The organism is Nocardioides ochotonae, from assembly GCF_011420305.2.
Classification (GTDB): Bacteria; Actinomycetota; Actinomycetes; order Propionibacteriales; family Nocardioidaceae; genus Nocardioides; species Nocardioides ochotonae.
Window position 1 is genome coordinate 1,312,360 of sequence record NZ_CP061769.1, and the last position, 19,770, is coordinate 1,332,129.

Annotated in this window: 14 protein-coding genes; 9 read left to right on the top strand and 5 right to left on the bottom strand. The window is 70.5% G+C overall.

Translation table 11 applies throughout. From position 1 onward, the window contains the following. The first annotated feature begins 58 nt into the window (after positions 1-58). Positions 59-1,483: a M1 family metallopeptidase gene (locus tag HBO46_RS06405; RefSeq protein ID WP_166140359.1), complete on the top strand. Its 1,425-nt coding sequence runs from the start codon at positions 59-61 to the stop codon at positions 1,481-1,483. A gap of 95 nt (positions 1,484-1,578) precedes the next feature. After that, the gene (gene recQ, locus HBO46_RS06410) at positions 1,579-3,402 is read left to right on the top strand and encodes a DNA helicase RecQ (RefSeq protein ID WP_166140360.1); all 1,824 of its coding nucleotides are present in this window, start codon (positions 1,579-1,581) and stop codon (positions 3,400-3,402) included. A gap of 7 nt (positions 3,403-3,409) precedes the next feature. Here recQ and HBO46_RS06415 read toward each other — a convergent pair whose 3' ends face one another. Continuing rightward, positions 3,410-3,964, bottom strand: coding sequence for a hypothetical protein (locus tag HBO46_RS06415; protein WP_166140361.1), 555 nt, complete (start codon positions 3,962-3,964; stop codon positions 3,410-3,412). Between the two features lie 154 nt (positions 3,965-4,118). On the opposite strand from HBO46_RS06415, the gene HBO46_RS06420 reads away from it, so the two are divergent. Together HBO46_RS06420 and HBO46_RS06425 are read left to right on the top strand one after the other, a co-directional pair. Next, the gene (locus HBO46_RS06420) at positions 4,119-5,372 is read left to right on the top strand and encodes an HNH endonuclease signature motif containing protein (RefSeq protein ID WP_166140362.1); all 1,254 of its coding nucleotides are present in this window, start codon (positions 4,119-4,121) and stop codon (positions 5,370-5,372) included. Between the two features lie 337 nt (positions 5,373-5,709). Continuing rightward, positions 5,710-7,269 carry an ATP-dependent nuclease gene (locus HBO46_RS06425; protein WP_166140363.1) on the top strand — a complete coding sequence of 520 codons (1,560 nt, stop codon included), beginning with the start codon at positions 5,710-5,712 and terminating at the stop codon, positions 7,267-7,269. A 1,377-nt stretch (positions 7,270-8,646) separates the two neighbouring features. Here the strand turns inward: HBO46_RS06425 and HBO46_RS06430 are convergent. The 3 genes from HBO46_RS06430 to HBO46_RS06440 form a co-directional block, all read right to left on the bottom strand. Beyond that, a complete protein-coding gene (locus HBO46_RS06430; protein ID WP_166140364.1) occupies positions 8,647-9,381 on the bottom strand; it encodes a hypothetical protein in 735 nt (244 codons plus the stop codon). Between the two features lie 527 nt (positions 9,382-9,908). Continuing rightward, the gene (locus tag HBO46_RS06435; RefSeq protein ID WP_166140365.1) at positions 9,909-10,361 is read right to left on the bottom strand and encodes a nuclear transport factor 2 family protein; all 453 of its coding nucleotides are present in this window, start codon (positions 10,359-10,361) and stop codon (positions 9,909-9,911) included. After that, positions 10,358-12,154, bottom strand: a complete 1,797-nt coding sequence (locus tag HBO46_RS06440; RefSeq protein ID WP_166140366.1) for an N-acyl-D-amino-acid deacylase family protein — start codon at positions 12,152-12,154, stop codon at positions 10,358-10,360. Before HBO46_RS06440 ends, HBO46_RS06435 begins: the two co-directional genes overlap by 4 nt. A 96-nt stretch (positions 12,155-12,250) precedes the next feature. Here HBO46_RS06440 and dxr point away from each other — a divergent pair, with 96 nt between their 5' ends. Genes dxr through HBO46_RS06460 form a run of 4 tightly spaced genes read left to right on the top strand, consistent with a single transcriptional unit; the run spans position 12,251 to position 16,797 of the window. Further along, positions 12,251-13,354, top strand: coding sequence for a 1-deoxy-D-xylulose-5-phosphate reductoisomerase (gene dxr / locus HBO46_RS06445; protein WP_166140367.1), 1,104 nt, complete (start codon positions 12,251-12,253; stop codon positions 13,352-13,354). Then, positions 13,351-14,712 (top strand): M50 family metallopeptidase, encoded by a 1,362-nt coding sequence (locus HBO46_RS06450; protein ID WP_317983891.1) that lies wholly within the window; start codon positions 13,351-13,353, stop codon positions 14,710-14,712. Before dxr ends, HBO46_RS06450 begins: the two co-directional genes overlap by 4 nt. Before the next feature lie 29 nt (positions 14,713-14,741). Beyond that, positions 14,742-15,893 carry a flavodoxin-dependent (E)-4-hydroxy-3-methylbut-2-enyl-diphosphate synthase gene (ispG, locus tag HBO46_RS06455; RefSeq protein WP_166140368.1) on the top strand — a complete coding sequence of 384 codons (1,152 nt, stop codon included), beginning with the start codon at positions 14,742-14,744 and terminating at the stop codon, positions 15,891-15,893. A 55-nt stretch (positions 15,894-15,948) separates the two neighbouring features. After that, positions 15,949-16,797: a GNAT family N-acetyltransferase gene (locus HBO46_RS06460; RefSeq protein WP_166140369.1), complete on the top strand. Its 849-nt coding sequence runs from the start codon at positions 15,949-15,951 to the stop codon at positions 16,795-16,797. Here HBO46_RS06460 and HBO46_RS06465 read toward each other — a convergent pair. Next, entirely contained in the window at positions 16,794-17,840 is a 1,047-nt protein-coding gene (locus HBO46_RS06465; RefSeq protein ID WP_166140370.1) for a WD40 repeat domain-containing protein, read from the bottom strand. The genes HBO46_RS06460 and HBO46_RS06465 overlap by 4 nt on opposite strands. A gap of 131 nt (positions 17,841-17,971) precedes the next feature. On the opposite strand from HBO46_RS06465, the gene HBO46_RS06470 reads away from it, so the two are divergent. Then, positions 17,972-19,753 carry a proline--tRNA ligase gene (locus HBO46_RS06470; RefSeq protein WP_166140371.1) on the top strand — a complete coding sequence of 594 codons (1,782 nt, stop codon included), beginning with the start codon at positions 17,972-17,974 and terminating at the stop codon, positions 19,751-19,753. Positions 19,754-19,770: the final 17 nt, after the last annotated feature.

Below are 19,770 nucleotides of genomic sequence, written 5' to 3' on the forward strand. Positions count from 1 at the left end.
CTTGTTATACACGCTCCGACCCGTCGCGACCAGCGGTCCGCGGGAGTACGTTGAGGAGATGCCCACTCCCGTGCTTCGCCGGCTCGCCGCGCTGGTGGCCCCGGCCCTGCTGATCCCGCCGCTGCTCGCCGGCCCGTCCGTGGCGCTGGTCGCGGACCCGGTGCCGGGTGCGGCGGGCATCGGCGACCCCTACTTCCCGCTGGACGGCAACGGCGGGATCGACGTGCGTCACTACGACGTGCGCGTCGCCTACGACTTCGACAGCGGGATGCTGCGGGGGCACACCGACGTGCGCCTGGAGGCCACCCGGTCGCTGTCCAGCTTCCACCTCGACCTGCTGGTGCCGGTGCGCTCGGTGCGGATCGACGGACGCCCGGCGCGCGTCGAGCGCCCGCGGCCCCACGAGCTGAAGATCACCCCGCGCCGCCCGCTCGCCGAGGGGCGGGTGGTGACCGTGGAGGTCCGCTACGCGGGTCGCCCGGGGCCGGTGTCCTACGCCGGTGAGAGCAACTGGCTCGCCGACGCCGAGGAGGTGGTCACGATGAACCAGCCGCACATGGCGCCGTGGTGGTTCCCCGCCAACGACCACCCGCTCGACAAGGCCACGATGGACGTGCGGGTGACGGTGCCGCGCCACAAGCAGGTCGTCTCCAACGGGACGCTCGTCGACCGGCGGGTCCACGGGGCGCGCGCGACGACGCACTGGCGCTCGGCGGACCCGATGGCGCCCTACCTCGCGTTCTTCGCGGCCGGGCGGTACGCCGTGGCACGCGGCGTACACGACGGTCTGCCGTGGTACGTCGCGGTGTCGAAGGAGCTGCCCCGGCCGGTCGCCCGGCGCGCGATGCGGCTGATGAAGCGGACCCCGGCGATCACCGAGTGGACCGAGACGGTGCTCGGCGACTACCCGTTCGAGAGCACCGGCGGGCTCACGACCTCGCTGCGCCCGGGCTTCGCGCTGGAGAACCAGACCCGCCCGACGTACCCGGTCCTGCAGACCGAGCGGGTGGTGACGGTGGTCCACGAGATCGCCCACCAGTGGTTCGGGGACTCCGTGGCGCTCGCCCGGTGGCGCGACATCTGGCTCAACGAGGGTGCGGCGACGTTCATGGAGAAGCTGTGGACCGAGAAGCACGGTGGTCGCGACGGGCAGGACTGGCTGGTCGAGCAGCGTGACGCCCTGGTGGGCGAGCCGAGCTTCTGGCAGGTGCAGGTCGACGACCCGGGCCCGAAGCGGATCTTCTCCACGCCCGTCTACCTGCGCGGGGGGATGGCCCTCCAGGCGCTGCGGCACCGCATCGGTGACGACGACTTCCGCGACCTCCTGCGCACCTGGGTGCAGGACCGCGAGGACGGCCACGGCACCACCGAGGAGTTCATCGCGCTCGCCGAGGACGTCAGTGGCGAGGACCTCGACGCCTTCTTCGAGGCCTGGCTGCGCGCCCCGCGCCCGCCGGCGAAGACGGCCGCCAACGGCTTCTGAGCCCGAGCCGGCAGACGGGCGGGAGTGGGATCCAGGTCGCTGATCCGGGAGGGTCCCCGCCGTACCGTCGGAGCCAGGCGGCACGATGGGCCCCGATGACGACGCACACGCCGGCCGAGGTCCTCTCCCGGGTCTTCGGCTACGACGCCTTCCGGGGAGACCAGGCCCAGATCATCGACACCGTCGTCGCGGGCGGGGACGCGCTGGTGCTGATGCCCACCGGTGGCGGCAAGTCGCTGTGCTACCAGATCCCGGCGCTGGTGCGGCCCGGCACGGGGATCGTCATCTCCCCGCTCATCGCGCTGATGCAGGACCAGGTCGACGCGCTGGAGGCGCTCGGCGTCCGCGCGTCGTTCCTGAACTCCACGCAGTCGGCCGAGGAGCGCCGGTCGGTCGAGGCGGCGTACGTCGCGGGGGAGCTCGACCTGCTCTACCTGGCCCCCGAGCGGCTCTCGGTGCCCTCGACCGTGGCGCTGCTGGAGCGCGGCACGATCTCGCTGTTCGCGATCGACGAGGCGCACTGCGTGTCGTCGTGGGGCCACGACTTCCGGCCCGACTACCTGGCGCTCGCGATGCTGGGGGAGCGGTGGCCCGAGGTGCCCCGGATCGCGCTGACCGCGACCGCCACCGAGGCGACCCGGGCCGACATCGTGGCCCGGCTCGGCCTCGGCGGGGCGCGGGTGTTCGTGTCGTCGTTCGACCGGCCCAACATCGAGTACCGCATCGTGGCCAAGGACAACCCACGCCAGCAGCTGCTGGAGCTGCTGCGCACCGAGCACGCCGGGGACTCGGGCATCGTCTACTGCCTGTCGCGGCGCTCGGTGGAGGAGGCCGCGCAGTTCCTCTCCCGCAACGGGATCCCGGCGCTGCCCTACCACGCCGGCATGGACGCCCGGCAGCGCGCGGAGCACCAGTCCCGCTTCCTGCGCGAGCCCGGGCTGGTCATCTGCGCGACCATCGCCTTCGGGATGGGCATCGACAAGCCCGACGTGCGGTTCGTCGCGCACCTCGACCTGCCGAAGTCGGTCGAGGGCTACTACCAGGAGACCGGCCGCGCGGGGCGCGACGGCAACCCGGCCACGGCCTGGCTGGCCTACGGGCTCGCCGACGTCGTGCAGCAGCGCAAGATGGTGCAGACCTCCGACGGCGACGCCGCCCACAAGCGCCGCCTCGGGGCCAACCTCGACGCGATGCTCGCCCTCTGCGAGACCGTGGAGTGCCGCCGCGGGCAGCTGCTGGCCTACTTCGGCCAGCCCGGCGGCTCGGCCTGCGGCAACTGCGACACGTGCACGGCGCCGCCGGAGACCTGGGACGGCACCGTCGCCGCCCAGAAGTTCCTCTCCGCGATCGTCCGCCTCGCCCAGCGCCGCCAGCGCTACGGCGCCGGCCACGTCATCGACATCCTGCTCGGCAAGACCAACGAGCGGATCGTCAACCTCGACCACACCTCGCTGAGCGTCTACGGCATCGGCACCGAGCTCGACGAGAGGCAGTGGCGCGGCGTCGTACGACAGCTCCTCGCGCAGCGGCTGCTGACCGTGGGCGACGACGGCTACGGGACGCTCGAGCTCACCGAGGACTCCTCCGCCGTGCTGCGTGGCGAGCGCGAGGTGCGCCTGCGCCACGAGGTCGCGCCGTCCTCGACCCACCGCTCGCGGTCGTCCTCGCGGAAGGCCAAGCCCGACGACGTACCACTCGACGCGGCGGGGGAGCAGCTCTTCGAGCAGCTCCGCGCCTGGCGCGCCGCGACCGCCAAGGAGGCCGGCCTCCCGGCGTACGTCGTGTTCCACGACGCCACGCTGCGCCAGATCGCGGCCGTGCGTCCCACGGTCCGTGAGCAGCTCGCCGGGATCTCCGGGCTGGGTGCCGCCAAGCTCGAGAAGTACGGCGAGGCGCTGCTTGGCGTCACTGCGGGTTAGGCCTGGCCTAGTCGCGGTACAGCGGCACGTCCTCGCCGTAGCGCACCTTTCGGACCGCCCCGGGTAGCGCCCGTGCCAGGGCGCGGGCGGCCTCGACCGAGCAGCCCACGGTGAACTCGATCTCCTCGTCGACCTCGCAGGCCAGGCACCACGCCTGGTCCTCGGGCCAGACGAGGTGAGGTGCTGCAAGCTGGTCCTGAGCGGAGCCGTACCACGCCAGCGCCGGCGCGTCCCTGAGCTCGCTGACGGGACCGGTGAAGAGCAGCATCCGTCGATGCGGGATCGCCACGCGCGGGGCCTCGGGGATCCGCCCCCGACTCGTCCAGCCCTCCCAGATCGCGGCGTAGCCGCTCTGGGGCGTCGTCGTGTGACCCGCCAAGGTCGCGAGTGCTGTGCGCACGGCAGGCTCTTCGCCGTCCTGGTCGGCGTCGTCAGCGAAGGCGATCCGCACGTAGACGTCGAAGCCGGGTGGGCCGTAGCGAACGAGGTCCCACCAACCGACGTCGGAGCGACGCAGCCATCGGGCCGGGTCCGCTGTCGTTGCCGCTCTGACCTTCGACATGCGCCCAGTCTGGGGCAGCCACGGTGGAACGGGCGCACTTCGGGCCCCAGAGCGGCAACCACGTCGGCAGTGCACAGATGGGGTAAACCCCTCGACCTCGAACGCACGTTCGACTAGACTTGACAGTGTCATCCCGCAGCTCTCGGAGGCTCGCATGGCTCACCCGATCCGCCTCGCCGCCCGCGAGATCGAGGTTGCGCTGAAGTCCGTCGCCGACGTCAACCCGGCCTTCATGACCACCCCTGACAAGGCGGCCGCGCTGGTGGAGCTCGCCGCGGTGGAGGCCCGGGTGGCGGAGCTGCGGCTGCGGGTCACCGCCGACGCCGGCGACGTCGCCGACGAGTCGGGCGCGCGGGACGCAGGGGCGTGGGCCGCGGTCGCCACGCACCGGCGCCGCGGCGACTGCGCCGCCGAGCTCCGGCTCGCCCTGGCGCTCGAGGACCGGCCGGTGCTGGCGGGTGCGCTGCGCGACGGACGGGCCAACCTCGACCAGGCGCACGTCATCGCCGCCGCTCTGGCCAAGCTGCCGAGCGAGGTGTCCGCGGAGATGGTCGACCAGGCCGAGGCCGTGCTGGTGGAGTACGCCGACCGCTTCGACCCCACCGAGCTGAGCCGCCTGGGCCGCCGGATCCTCGACGTGATCGCGCCCGAGATCGCGGAGGCCGCCGAGGCCCGCCGCCTGGCCGACCTCGAGGCGTCCGCCCGTCGGCGCATGCGCCTGCGGTTCCGCGCCCTCGGTGACGGCACGACCCGGATCAGCGGGTTGATCCCCGACGAGCACGCTGCCCGGCTCGCGACCTACCTGCACGCCTTCACCAACCCCCGCCGCGACGACGCCGCCTCCCCGTCCCCGGAGGCCACGCAGGCGCCGCGCGAGCCGTACGGCCGTCGCGCCGCTCAGGCGTTCTGCCAGCTGCTGGAGACCCTCGACCCGACCCGCCTGCCGATCCACGGCGGCGACGCCACCACGCTGATGGTGACCATGTCGTTGGCCTCGCTGCGCGCCGAGCTCGCCACCGCGACGCTGGGCAACCCCGCCCCGGGCGACTCCCACGACCGGATCACCGCCGAGGAGGCCCGCCGCCTCGCCTGCACCGCCCAGATCGTCCCCGCGGTGCTCGGCGGCAAGGGCGAGGTCCTCGACCTCGGCCGCTCCCAACGCCTCTTCACCCGCGCCCAGCGCCGCGCCATGGCCCTCCGCGACGGCGAGTGCCGCGCCGAGGGCTGCCACATTCCGGCACCGTGGTGCGAAGCCCACCACGCCGGCGATCCCTGGGCGGCCGGCGGCCGCACCGACCTCGCCGACGGGCTGCTCCTCTGCTCCCACCATCATCACCGGGCACACGACCCGCGGTTCGCAGCCGATCGGTTGGCCGATGGGGGAGTCAGGTTCCATCGGCGGACGTAGGTCGGCGGGGGCGGTGCTCAGCAGTAACAGGACGCACTCGGAATGTCGTAAGTGAAGGGCGCGGGCCGGTTCGAGCATGAGGCGCTAGAGCCGGATCTGCTTCACGAACAGGTGACAGGCGGGGTTAGCCCGACTGGGTCGCTTCCGGTGTCATGATCAGCTCGGATTCGATGGTGATGAGTGGCCGGCGCTAGCCGCATAGATCCGCCAGTCCCACCAGCGCCCAATCCCCCACGCAGGGCTGACTCGTCGGGGAATCCGCGCCCAACCGTCCGTCCAGCGTGAGAGGGTTCCCGCGAACGGTCGCCGCACCCGGGGGACCCTGTAGGAGGTTGACTTGAAGTCAGAGATCCGTGATAGCACGATCACGGCCCTGTCGGAGCGTGTGCGCAAGCGGGGATATGCGAAGTACCTCTCCGGCATGCGCCTCGTGAAGCTCCGTGGGTTTGCGGATGTCGAGGTGCGGTTCGACTTCCCGGTAACGGCGCTCATCGGCCCAAACGGCGCGGGAAAGACGACCATTCTCGGCGCGGCCGGTCTTATCTACGACTCCGTCCTGCCCCGACGGTTCTTCGCGAAGAGCGGTGCTTACGACGGGTCCATGCGTGGTTGGAAGATCGAGTACGAGCTGATCGACCGCGATCGGCAGGGGTCACCTTCGTTCAACCGGACCGCGAGCTACCTTCAGGCCAAGTGGAATCGCGACGCGGTCGAGCGCGTGGTGGTCATCTCGGGTATCAGTCGGACGCTGCCCGCGAGCGAACGGAAGGACCTGTACCGGTTCATCAAGGGCGACTTCACCGGCGCGCGCGAGGTTACCTTCTCGCAGGATGTCGTGGACGCCGTGGAAAACATCCTTGGCAAGGCGGCCGCCAACTATCTTCAGGTCGACGCCGACACCGCGGGCAAGAATTCGATCTACGCCGTGCGCGGTAGCACCGACGAGGAGGATAGCTACAGTGAGTTTCACTTCGGTGCAGGCGAAGCCAGCATTATTCGCATCGTGACCCGCATCGAGGGCGCGCCAGACAACTCGCTGTTGCTCATCGAGGAGATCGAGAACGGGCTACACCCCGTTGCGACGCGCCGCCTTGTGGAGTACCTGATCGACGTCGCCCGGCGGAAGTCGTGCCAAGTCATCTTTACTACCCACTCCAACGACGCCCTCGCTCCGCTGCCGACCGAGGCTGTGTGGTCGGCATACCGCGGCCGGGTGACCCAGGGAAAGCTTGATGTCGCCGCACTCCGCACGCTGACGGGACAGGTCGAGGCGCAGATGGCCGTGTTTACCGAAGACGACTTCGCGGCCATGTTGGCGGAGGTCACGCTGCGTTCGTACTGCCAGGCCAAGAACTACGAGTTGGCCGGCATCGAGATTCATAGCTTGGGCGGCGCTTCCCCTGCACGGGACCACACGCGGTTCCACAACAAGAACCCGGTCCGCAAATTCCGAGCAGTAGCGCTCCTCGACGGCGACAAGCGCGCCGAGGACGGCTACGCCGCCGAACAGATCACCGACACGGCCGACACCGACGAGACCTCCGCTACCGGTCGGTCGGACATTGCCTACGCTCCCGCCGACGGCCACCCGGAAGCCGCGGTGTTCGAGGACATCCACGACAGTCTCGACACAATTGGCAACCTGCTGGGCAAGCTCACCATCGCCCTTCAGCTCGACACGCCGATGCAGTCACGTGTCCGAGCCTCGATCGAGGATCGTCGTCGTACCAACCGCGACATCCATGTCATATTTGCCCAGATCGGGGAGGACCTGGACTTCCTCTCCGAATCGCTTGTCCAGCGGGCGTTCATCAGCACGTGGGCCAACACCTTCCCCGAGAAGGTGGCAGAGATCTGGGACCCGTGCGCCGACCTGTTCATCGCGAAGTCGTCGTAAACCAGGACGCACGAAGGTCCCGGCAAGCGTGGTTTGGCTCTTCATGGTGCCGAGGGGGACAGTCCGCCCGACTAGCCCGTGAAAGGGGAGCCTCCCGTCTCCGGTCGGCGGCTCCACTCTCGGGTCTAGGGGGAGAGGTTCTCCAGACCACCGGCGAACAGTCGGGGATCGGGCGAAAACGCGACGTGAACACTCGTGGTCTACCCGTCGACGACGGTGAAAGAGATCAGTGCGGAGTCGACCGCGGGGGAAGAGAGAGGCGGTTCATCGCTCAATGCACGCCCTCCCGGGGCGCTGCCCGAGCCCCCCCGCTGCAACCAGGGAATGGATTGGGGTACTGGAACTGGCCCGGTGCCGGCAAGGACATGGCGCCGCGGGTGCATGTGTCATCCGTCGACGCTCGAACTGGTTGCCGCAACGTCACTACGAGATCGCCGACCATTTAGGTCGGCGGCGATGTGCTCGTGATATCTGTCGGCGGCGGGACGTACCGCGACTTCTTTACGGGGCTGGAGACTCGGACGCCTCCGCATCGGCCGATGGGGACGCGGGCGATCGGTCGCTCCCGACGCTCGCAAGCGCAAGTGCCAAGAAGAAGCCGCTTAATAGTCCGAGCCCCCCTGCAAGTCGGCTGGTGTCCTCTGTGGGCCATGCGAAGGCAATTGCGAGATTCATGAGGGTGAATCCGCCAAAGGCTCCTGCGAACGGTCCCATGCGCATCAAGTTGTCGGTTGCGCTCCCGCGCATCCTACTGAGCCGAGCGAGTTGACTGTGCCATCGTTGGATCAGTTCGGCTCCGCGATCGCGATCAGTGAAAGGAACGATGGCGATCGAGATGACTGCGAAAGTACTCACAAGCGCAGTCGTGAAATCGACGACAAATGCGAGCGTCTCCGGACGAAGTAGATGCCAGAGAATGCTGACCGAAGCGCCTACGCCGAGCCCGCAGAGCATGGGCTTGCTGTTGACGCGAACTACTCTGGAGGTATCAGGCATGCGTGCAGTATCGCGTAAATGGAGCGACTAGGATGCTTTGTCCTCAAACTCGTTAAAACGCCGGTGACGTACGCGTGAGGACTTGGGCGTCGTGATGGCCGTGTGCCCGGTCGTACTGCTCTGCGGGGCACGGGTCGGCGTGTCTAGCCAGGATCGGGCGTCGCGTGGAGACGGCGATGTCAGAGCCTTCCTCGGACCCGGCGCGCGGCGGATCGCCTGGACGGTCGCCTCCCACGGGACGTGGAGGCAGCAGCGTTTCGCGGGTTTCGTCTCGATCCATCGCCACGGGTCGCGTACGGCGTCCTCCGGCGTGCGGATCACGCCCGACAGGCGGGGGTAGGCGGCATGGCGGGAACCCCACCGACACCCGTTGCGTCCAGGTCAGCTTGAGCTGGAGGCGAAGAGCTCCCGCAACTCGGTCTCGTCCAGATCCTGCGCCTTTCGCGCATGAAGCGCCACGTCGGCCTTGAGCGAGTTGCCGCGTAGGGAGGCTCGGCAGAAGACCTGCTTGCCTTCTGCTTCGGCTCTGCTGACAAGAGGCATGAGATTCGCGGTCTGCGTTGGCGAAAGCACGCCTACCTGCTGCCCATCAATGTCGACGGCAACAACCTCTACGGACGAGCGCGGGCGCTGCTCGATAGTGGATCGAAGCGACGCTGCAACCACCGTTTCGCTCCCGTAGCGGTCAAGAAGGTCGACCAGGTGGTCCATGTGCTGCTCTTCCTTGGTGACCTGGATAGTCGACCCCGGCGGAAGGCTGACGCAGTCCGGCCCGAACGGGTTGGGGCATTGAAGCTGCTCCGGTGCTGGCAAGGAGATGGTGACGCGGGCCCACGTGTCCCCCCTCGCTGCGCGGAGCCATTGCCGCGACGTCACTACGAGCTCGCCGCCAGGAAGGTCGGCGATGTGCTGGTGGTACGTCCTGGCGTCGGGACCCTCCATGTAGCCGACGTGAAGTCCATCGACGAACACGGCGACAGCCTTGTCGTCGTGGGGATTGCCCGCATCTGGAACCAGGACGGCCGGCAGGCGGATCTCGGTGCCCTCCTCCGACAGCGTCGCGTGGCGGGCGAACAGAGCGCGGAGATTCTCGGCTCGATACCACTCGCCGGCCACTTCAAGTTGCTGTGTGCGAGGGGACCACGCCTTCTGCCCGCGGCCGGTCGGCGGGCGAGGAATGTGGTCCGTGGTCGTCTTCCGTCTGACTCGACGGAGTTCTGGAGTGTCATGTGTACGACCGAAATCCCGCTGGACAGAGCGGTCGATCTCAGCGCGAGAATGGGAGTCGCGATCCGGAGGGCTCAGTCTATTAGCGGCAGGCGAGGTTCGCCGCGCTGTCTCTGGAAGGTGCTGCGACTGAGTGTGATTGCGCCTGCTGCGCAAGACCGCCCAAATCACGACGAGAACAAGCAGTACGCCAAGCACGATCCCCATGGGAATGATCGTGCCTGAGGACGTAGGTGGGCGTACGCGGTTTCGCTCACCCCGCCAGCGACGGGACCCAGGACGAACGGCGGTCGCATGGTCTTCGCAGCTCCGGTGCGTCACCGTAAGGCGTTGGCACGGCGGGCACTGGCCGCGGGCATGCCACGGCACACCACGCTACGAACTCGTTCGCTGGGTTCGCCTGCGTCAGCCCCGGTTCAGACCACCGCCGACGCGTCGTACACCCAACTCGTATCAGCGGAAGCGAGCGACTCGACCCACGACGCGGGGGCGTGGTTCATGATCGCGGCGTAGTCCCAGTAGTCCTTCCACAGGCACACCCGGCCGTCGCGGACGCGGTGGACGGTGGCGAAGGGGAGGGTGAGGACCTCGCCGGTGGCGAAGGTCCAGGTCTCGGAGTGCTCGTACATCACGTTGCCGGCGGCGTCGGCGACGAGCAGTCCGTCGTGGTTCTCATAGGCCGCGAGCTCGCCCCACCCGACCTTGAGCCGCTTGGCGATGTCGTCGGGGCCGCGGGCGGACAGCGTCGGGCCGAGGGGCATGTCCATGTAGACGCAGTCCTCGGTGACCCACTCGGCGAGGCCGTCGTAGTCGCGCGCCGACAGCGTGCGCCACAGGCCGCGCACGGCCTCCTCGGGCGTGCGGGTCACGACGCGACGTCCTCGGCGGTACGACGGGTGGCGGCGAGCGGCTCGCGCGACTCCTCGCCGGCGCGCAGGAAGCGGCCGGTGCGCTCGCTGCGGAGGGCGTCGGTCGGGGCGCCGTCGCGCCAGACCGCGCGGCCGCCCACCATCACCAGCGGGACCGTGGCGTCGTTGCGGTTCACCATCCGGGAGAGTCCGCCGTACTGCTCGACCGGGGCCTCGACGTACTCCTCGAGGGAGGCGTCGAGGCGGGTCGGGTCGATGAGCACCAGGTCGGCACGGTCGCCCTCGCGCAGGTGGCCGGCGTCGAGGGCGTACCAGTCGGCGAGCTCTCCGGTGAGCCGGTGCACGGCCTGCTCCATGGTCAGGAACGGCCGCCCGGCTTGCTCGGCGTCGCGGGCGTGCTTGAGCAGCCGCAGCCCGAAGTTGTAGAAGGACATGTTGCGCAGGTGCGCGCCGGCGTCGGAGAAGCCCATCTGCACGCTCGGGGTCTGGGCGAGCTTGCGCAGCACGTCGGGGCGGTGGTTGGAGATCGTGGTGCGCCAGCGCACCGCGGTGCCGTGCTCGAGGACGAGGTCCAGGAACGCATCGACCGGGTGCTGGCCGCCGCGCTCCACCCCGACCTGGCCGAAGGACTTCCCGATGACCGAGGCATCGGGGCAGGCCACGATCTCGGCGTCGAAGAAGTCGCGGTGCCAGACGCGGGGGCCGTACTTGGACTCGTAGTCCTTGCGGAAGCGGGCCCGGTACGCCGGGTCGCGCATGAGCTCGTCGCGGGCGAGCTTCTCCTGCAGGTGCAGGGCCGCTGCGCCGGAGCCGAACTCCTCGAAGATCACCAGGTCGATGCCGTCGGCGTACACCTCGAACGGCACCGGGAGGTGCTGCCAGCGGAAGTCGGCGCCGAGGCGGTTCACGGTCCCGGCGAGCAGGCGCATCAGGTGGATGATGAACGGGATCGCCTTGATGTCGGCGGCGGAGAGCAGGCTGGTGCGCAACGGCTTGCCGCGCAGGCCGATCGAGCCGAGCGCCTGGGTCACGATCGTGTGCGGGTGCGAGGCATCGGGTCCGGCCTGGAGCACCCGCTCGCGGCGGCGCAGGATCGAGCGCAGCCCGCGCATCTCGCGCCACTTCGCATACGTCGAGGGCAGGGTGCGCGAGCGGCACAGGTCGCCGTCGAGCTTGTCGAAGAGCAGCTGCTGGGCCGACATGCCGACGAACCCGGCGTCCAGCGCCTCGCTGAGACGCTGCTCCATCCAGGCCTGCTCGGCGCGCGTGGGTCGTACGTCGTCGCGCGTCGCGCGGTCCAGGCCCATCGCGGCGGTGCGGATGTCGGAGTGTCCGAGGAACGCCGCGAGGTTGGGGCCCAGCGGCAGCGACTCCAGCCCCGCGACGTACTCCTGCGCCGAGCTCCAGGTCTGTCGCCGCTCGAGGTTGTCGATGACGTGCTGGCGCGGGATCGCCTCGACCCGGCCGAACAGGTCTCCGGCGTCGACCGGCCCCACGTGCACGGTGGACAGCGAGCACGAGCCGATCAGGATCGTCGTGACCCCGTGGCGCAGCGACTCGCGCAGGTCGGGCTCCTCGAGCACCTCGATGTCGTAGTGCGTGTGGATGTCGAGCATGCCCGGGATCACCCACTTGCCGGCGGCGTCGACGACGTCGGCACACCCGGTCTCGTCGAGGGGGTCGGCGGACACGGTGGCGAGGCGGCCGTCGCGGATGCCGAGGTGGCGCACGGCCGAGGGGCCGCCCGTCCCGTCGAACCAGCGGGCGTCGCGGATGATGGTGTCGTACGTCACACCGCATTCGAACCCGGTTCCTGACACACGTCAAGCATTCGTGCGCGACGGGCGGCTCAGCGCCCCCTCAGCGGCCCTTCAGCGACGGCTGGAAGCATGGGGTGCGTGAGAGACGTCGTGATCCTCGGTTCGACCGGTTCCATCGGCACCCAGGCGCTGGAGCTGGTGCGCGCCAACCCCGACCGGTTCCGGGTGGTCGCCCTGACCGCGGGCGGCTCGAACCCCGCGCTGTTCGAGTCCCAGGTCGCCGAGTTCGCCCCGGCGTTCTCCGGGCTGGGGGAGCAGGCCTCGGTCGAGGCCGCCGGCATGGCCTGCGACGTGGTGCTCAACGGCATCACCGGCGCCGTCGGCCTGCGCCCCACCCTGGCCGCGCTCGACGCCGGCAACACCCTCGCGCTGGCCAACAAGGAGTCGCTGATCATCGGCGGCCCGCTGGTGCGCGAGCGCGCGAGGCCCGGGCAGATCGTCCCCGTCGACAGCGAGCACAGTGCGATCGCGCAGAGCCTGCGCGCCGGGCGCGCCGAGGAGGTACGCCGCCTGGTGCTGACCGCCAGCGGGGGACCGTTCCGCGGCCGCACCCGCGAGGAGCTGCTCGAGGTGACCCCCGAGCAGGCCCTGGCGCACCCGAACTTCTCGATGGGCACGGTCGTCACCACCAACTCCGCGACCCTGGTCAACAAGGGCCTGGAGGTCATCGAGGCGCACCTGCTCTTCGACGTGCCCTTCGACCGCATCGACGTCGTGGTCCACCCCCAGCAGCTGATCCACTCGATGGTCGAGTTCGTCGACGGCGCCGTGGTCGCCCAGATCGGGCTGCCCACGATGATGGTGCCGATCGCGATGGGCATGGCCTGGCCCGACCGGGTCCCCGACGCCGAGGCGGCGGTGGACTGGACCAAGGCCGCCGACTGGCGCTTCGAGCCGCTCGACGACGTCGCGTTCCCCGCCGTACGCCTGGCGCGCGAGGCCGGCGAGCGCGGCGGCACCGCGCCGGCGGTCTACAACGCCGCCAACGAGGTGTGCGTCGCGGCCTTCCACTCCGGAGGCATGCGCTTCGTCGACATCGTGCCCACGATCGCCTCCGTGCTGGCGGCCCACGACGTACCCTCGACCATGTCGTTGACAGTCGACGACGTGCTCGCCGCCGATGCCTGGGCGCGCGCCGAAGCCACCCGCACCATTGCCGAGGGAACCGCATGACCGTTCTGCTCTACACCGCCGGCGTGCTGATCTTCGCCGTCGCGATCCTGGTCTCGATCGGACTGCACGAGCTGGGTCACATGATCCCGGCGAAGCGGTTCGGCGCGAAGGTCACCCAGTACTTCATCGGCTTCGGGCCGACGGTCTGGAGCAAGCAGATCGGCGAGACCGAGTACGGCGTCAAGGCGATCCCGCTCGGCGGCTACGTCAAGATCGTCGGGATGCTGCCGCCGGGGGCCGCCGAGCTCGCCGAGTCGGTGCACCACGACGAGAACGGCGAGCAGGTCACGGTGGTGCGCAAGTCCAACACCGGCATGTTCACCCAGCTGATCTCCGACGCCCGCGCGGCCGAGTGGGAGCTGGTCGGCCCCGAGGACCGCGACCGGCTGTTCTACCAGCTGCCGTCGTGGAAGAAGATCGTCGTGATGGCCGGCGGCCCGACCGTCAACCTCCTGATCGCCTTCTTCCTGTTCTGGACCATCTTCGCCACCTACGGCACCCGCGAGGTCGCGCCCGACGAGGGCCGCCCGGTCCTCGAGACCGTCTCGCAGTGCGTCATCCCGTACGCCGACGAGCGCACCACCTGCGAGCCGGGCGACCCGCCGAGCCCGGCGTACGAGGCCGGCCTGCGCCCCGGCGACGAGATCGTGTCGTTCAACGGCACCCCGGTCACCGACTGGTCGCAGCTGCGCGAGCTGATCCGCGACAACGACGCCGGACGCGCGGAGATCACCTACCTGCGCGACGGCAAGGAGCTCAGCGGCACCACCAGCACCACGGTGGAGGCGCGCCCCGTCGACGACACCGGCGAGACCGTCCGCGAGGTCGGCTTCCTCGGCGTCACCCCGACCTCCCACATCAAGGTCACGACCGGCGGACCGCTCTACACCCTGGACCAGATGGGCGACATGACCGTGCGCACCGTCGAGGCGCTCGCGACCCTGCCGGTCAAGGTCTGGGACGTCGGCCAGGCGATCTTCGGCCTCGAGGAGCGGGCGATCGACAGCCCGGTCAGCATCGTCGGCGGCGGCCGGCTGGCCGGCGAGACCGTGTCGCACGCGGAGTTCCCGGTCGTCGAGAAGACGGTGTTCCTGCTGAGCCTGATCGCGGGCTTCAACTTCTTCATCGGCATGTTCAACTTCGTCCCGCTGCTGCCCCTGGACGGCGGCCACATCGCCAGCGCGCTGTATGAGTGGCTGCGCCGCGGGTTCGCCCGCCTGCGCCGCCGGCCCGACCCGGGGTACGTCGACGCCGCCAAGCTGCTGCCCGTCGCGTACGTCGTGGGGCTGGCCATGCTGGTCATGGGTGTGGTGCTGATCATCGGTGACCTGGTGGTCCCGCTGCACCTGGGCGCCTGAGCCGAGGACACGCCGGTAGCCTTGCGCCCATGAGCACCATCAGCCTCGGCATGCCCGCCGCCCCTCCGCCGGTGCTCGCGCCGCGACGGACCACCCGCCAGATCCAGGTCGGCACGGTCGGGGTCGGCAGCGAGCACCCCGTCTCGGTGCAGTCGATGACCACGACGCTCACCAGCGACGTGAACAGCACCCTGCAGCAGATCGCCGAGCTGACCGCGGCCGGCTGCGACATCGTCCGGGTCGCCTGCCCCAGCGCCGACGACGCGGAGGCGCTCCCGGCGATCGCGCGCAAGTCGCAGATCCCGGTCATCGCCGACATCCACTTCCAGCCGAAGTACGTCTTCGCCGCGATCGAGGCCGGCTGCGCCGCGGTGCGCGTGAACCCCGGCAACATCAAGAAGTTCGACGACCAGATCAAGGAGATCGCCCAGGCCGCCAACGACCACGGCACCTCGATCCGGATCGGCGTCAACGCCGGCAGCCTGGACAAGCGGCTGCTGGAGAAGTACGGCAAGGCCACCCCGGAGGCGCTCGTCGAGTCCGCGATCTGGGAGGCGAGCCTGTTCGAGGAGCACGGCTTCCGCGACTTCAAGATCTCGGTCAAGCACAACGATCCCGTCATCATGGTGCGCGCCTACGAGCTGCTCGCCGAGGCGGGCGACTGGCCGCTGCACCTCGGTGTCACCGAGGCCGGGCCGGCGTTCCAGGGCACGATCAAGTCGGCCACGGCGTTCGGCGCCCTGCTCAGCAAGGGCATCGGCGACACGATCCGGGTCTCCCTCTCGGCCCCGCCGGTCGAGGAGGTCAAGGTCGGCATCCAGATCCTCCAGTCGCTCAACCTGCGACCGCGCAAGCTCGAGATCGTCTCCTGCCCGTCCTGCGGCCGCGCCCAGGTCGACGTCTACACCCTCGCCGAGCAGGTGACCGCGGGCCTCGACGGCCTCGAGGTCCCGCTGCGCGTGGCCGTGATGGGCTGCGTCGTCAACGGCCCGGGGGAGGCCCGCGAGGCCGACCTCGGTGTCGCCTCCGGCAACGGCAAGGGCCAGATCTTCGTCAAGGGCGAGGTGATCAAGACCGTGCCCGAGTCGAAGATCGTCGAGACCCTCATCGAGGAGGCCATGCGCATCGCGGAGGGCATGGAGGCCGTCGACGGCGCCGCCGCCGAGGTCACCGTCTCCTGAGCCGCCAGCGGGACCGCGGGGGCGCCGGGTCGTGTTTCGGTCGTAGGCTGCCCCCGTGCTGACCACGCAGCAGGGGATCCGTCCGCTGGGCCCGCCCGACCTGGACGCCTTCCTGGCCCTCGCTGCGCTGGACCCGGTCGTCAACGTCTTCGCCGACCACCGCGCCCGCACCACCCACCTGGAGCCGCGCTGGCTCGGCGGGGAGATGTGGGGCCGCTTCGTCGACGGCCGCCTGGTCGCCGCCTGCCACGTGGGCGCCAACCTGGTCCCGGTCGGCGGCGGCGTCGAGGACGTCCAGCTCTTCGCCGAGCGCGCCCTGGAGCGCGGTCGCACGGTCTCGACCATCGTCGGGCCGCACGACGCGGTGGCGGCGTTCTGGGAGGTCGTCGCGGACGTCTGGGAGGAGCCGCGCGAGACGCGCTGGGAGCAGCCGCACCTCGAGCTGGCCGGCCCCCCGCGGGTCGCCCCCGACCCCGAGGTGCGGCGCACGACGCGATCCGACCTCGACGAGCTCTACCCGGCCTGCGTGGCGATGTACACCGAGGAGGTCGGGGTCTCGCCCGAGGAGGGCGGCGGCGCCGGTCTCTACCGGGCCCGCGTGCAGCAGCTGGTCGGCCGCGGCTGGTCCTTCGCGCGCTTCGACGACCGCGGCCGGCTGGTGTTCAAGGCCGAGGTCGCCTGCGCCTCGCCGTACGCCGCCCAGATCCAGGGGGTCTGGGTGCCGCCGCACCGCCGCGGCGAGGGCCTGGCCACCCGCGGCATGGCGGCGGTCGCCGAGATCGTGCGCCGCGAGATCGCGCCGGTGGCCTCGCTCTACGTCAACGAGTGGAACCACTCGGCGCGACACAGCTACGCGGCGGCGGGGTTCGTGGAGACCGCACGGTTCTCCACGATCATGTTCTAGCGCTCAGCGACGGCGCGCGGCGCCGTCGTCGGCACCGCCCGGGAGGCACGCTCGCAGCGCGTGGGCGCACAGCGCACGGTCGCGGTGCGCCGGGTGCCGTGGGCGTCGAGCAGCAGGGTCCGCGCGGACTCCCACCCGATCGCCCCGAACCAGCCGCCGACCCGGTAGCCGGCCAGGATCTCGCCGCCGCGCACGGTGCGCACCAGCAGGCTGCGCGCCCCGAGCCCGTCCGTGAGGATCGGGACGGTCGCGACCCGGCGTCCGGTGGGGGAGAAGGCGGCGACCGCGTCGTCGCACGAGCGCCACAGCACCGTCCGCGGAGCGGAGAGCCGCCGCACGACCGTGCACCCGCCGTCGTAGGGGTCGCGGGTGAAGGTCGCGAGTCGGTCGGCGCGGATCGACGCGTGGTAGCCGGCCTGCGTGGCGACGCGGGTGATGCGTCCCGTGCCGGGATCCCACCAGAGCGTGCGACCCGGATCCGAGAAGCCGAGCAGCACCCGGTCGGCCCCCGCGTCGAGCACCCGACCGGGGCGGTCGAACCGACGCTGGGCGAGCAGCGCGCCGGAGGTCGCGTCGAAGACCCGGACCCGCGTGCGCTCGCGGCGGTCCCAGCGGGTCTCCACCACGCGGGTCCCGTCGGCGGAGAGCACCGAGGCATAGGGATCGATGCCGTCGCCGAGGCGCCGGCGGGTGCCGTCGGGTGCGACGCGCAGGAGGCGGGCGGTGCCGTCACGGGCGGTGAGCCCCGCGACGTAGGCGTCGCCGGAGGCACCGAGCAGGATCTTCCCCGAGCCCGGCAGCCGCACCCGCACCTGGCCGTCGGCGATGGTGTCGCCGCCGACCAGCCAGGGGACCCGTGGGCCGTCACCGGCGGGCAGGGTCGCGGGCCGCAGGTCGGTGCCGGGCGGGGGAGCGGTGTGTGCGGCGTCGGCCGGGACGACGCCGAGGACCAGCGCCGCGACGGCGAGGATCGCCGCCGGCAGCGTCCGGGCCCCGGTGCCGATGCGACGAGGGCGCCGGGGGGACAGGTGTGGCTTGCGCATGGGGACCTCCAGGATGGATGTCGGTCCGGAACGGTTCCGGACCACTCCCCAGACGCATGGATAGGCGACGAGGTTGTCGTCACAGGGGAACTGGTTCGAGGGACCGAAGGGCGCGGCCCTACCCTGAAGCCATGATCTTGCGGATGTCGAGCCTCTTCGTGCGGACCCTTCGGGAGGACCCCGCCGATGCGGAGGTCCCCAGCCACCGGCTCCTGGTCCGGGCGGGCTACATCCGGCGTACGGCGCCGGGCATCTACAGCTGGCTGCCGCTCGGCCTGCGGGTGCTGCGCAAGATCGAGGGCATCGTGCGCGAGGAGATGGACGCCATGGGCGCCCAGGAGGTCTCCTTCCCCGCGCTGCTGCCCCGGGAGCCCTACGAGGCCACCAACCGCTGGACCGAGTACGGCGACAATCTCTTCCGCCTGAAGGACCGCAGGGGCAACGACTTCCTCCTCGGCCCCACCCACGAGGAGATGTTCACCCTCCTGGTCAAGGACCTGTACTCCTCCTACAAGGACCTTCCGCTGTCGATCTACCAGATCCAGCAGAAGTACCGCGACGAGGCGCGTCCGCGCGCCGGCCTGCTGCGCGGCCGCGAGTTCACGATGAAGGACTCCTACTCCTTCGACGTCGACGACGCCGGCCTGGAGCAGAGCTACCAGAACCACCGCGACGCCTACGTGCGGATCTTCGACCGCCTCGGGTTCGACTACGCGATCGTCAAGGCCACCGCCGGTGCGATGGGCGGCTCGCGCTCGGAGGAGTTCCTGGCCAAGGCCGCCGTCGGTGAGGACACCTACGTGCGCTGCACGACCTGCGACTACGCCGCGAACGTCGAGGCCGTGCAGGTGCGCCCGGGTGTGCCCGTGGCCGTCGACGGCGCGCCCGCCGCCCACGTCGAGGACACCCCGGGTACGCCGACCATCGAGTCGCTGGTGGACCACCTCAACGCCGCGTTCCCCCGGGAGGACCGCCCCTGGAGCGCCGCGGACACCCTGAAGAACGTGCTCGTGGTCCTGCGCCACCCCGACGGCACCCGCGAGCCCGTCGCGATCGGCCTGCCCGGCGACCGCGAGGTCGACGCGAAGCGCCTCGAGGGTCAGCTCGAGCCGATCGAGGTCGAGGTCTTCGACGAGACCGACTTCGCCAAGCACCCGAGCCTGGTCAAGGGCTACATCGGCCCCGGCGTGCTGGGCGAGGAGAACGCCTCCGGCATCCGGTACCTGGTCGACCCCCGCGTCGTCGAGGGCACCCGCTGGGTCACCGGCGCCGACCAGGACGGCAAGCACGTCCTGGACCTGGTGGCCGGGCGCGACTTCACCCCCGACGGCACCATCGAGGCCGCCGACGTCCGCGACGGCGACGAGTGCCCGGCCTGCGCCGAGGGCGTGCTCGAGACCGCGCGCGGCATCGAGATGGGCCACATCTTCCAGCTCGGCCGCAAGTACGCCGAGGCGCTCGGCCTCGAGGTGCTCGACGAGAACGGCAAGCGGGTCACCGTGACCATGGGCTCCTACGGCATCGGCTGCACGCGTGCGGTCGCCGCGATCGCCGAGGGCACCCTCGACGAGAAGGGCCTCAGCTGGCCGCGTAATGTCGCTCCCGCCGACGTGCACGTGGTGGCGGCGGGCAAGGACGAGGCGGTCTTCGCCGCGGCCGAGCGCATCGCCCACGAGCTCTCCGCCGACGGCATCGAGGTGCTCTACGACGACCGTGCGGGCAAGATCAGCCCCGGGGTGAAGTTCAAGGACGCCGAGCTGATCGGCGTCCCGACGATCGTGGTGGTCGGCAAGAACCTGGCCCAGGACGGCACCGTGGAGATCCGCGACCGCCGTACCGGGGAGGTGGAGGCCGTGCCCGCCGACCACGTCGTCGACCACATCGTCCAGGTCGTCCGCCGCGTGCGGGCCTGAAGAAGGACAGAAACCAG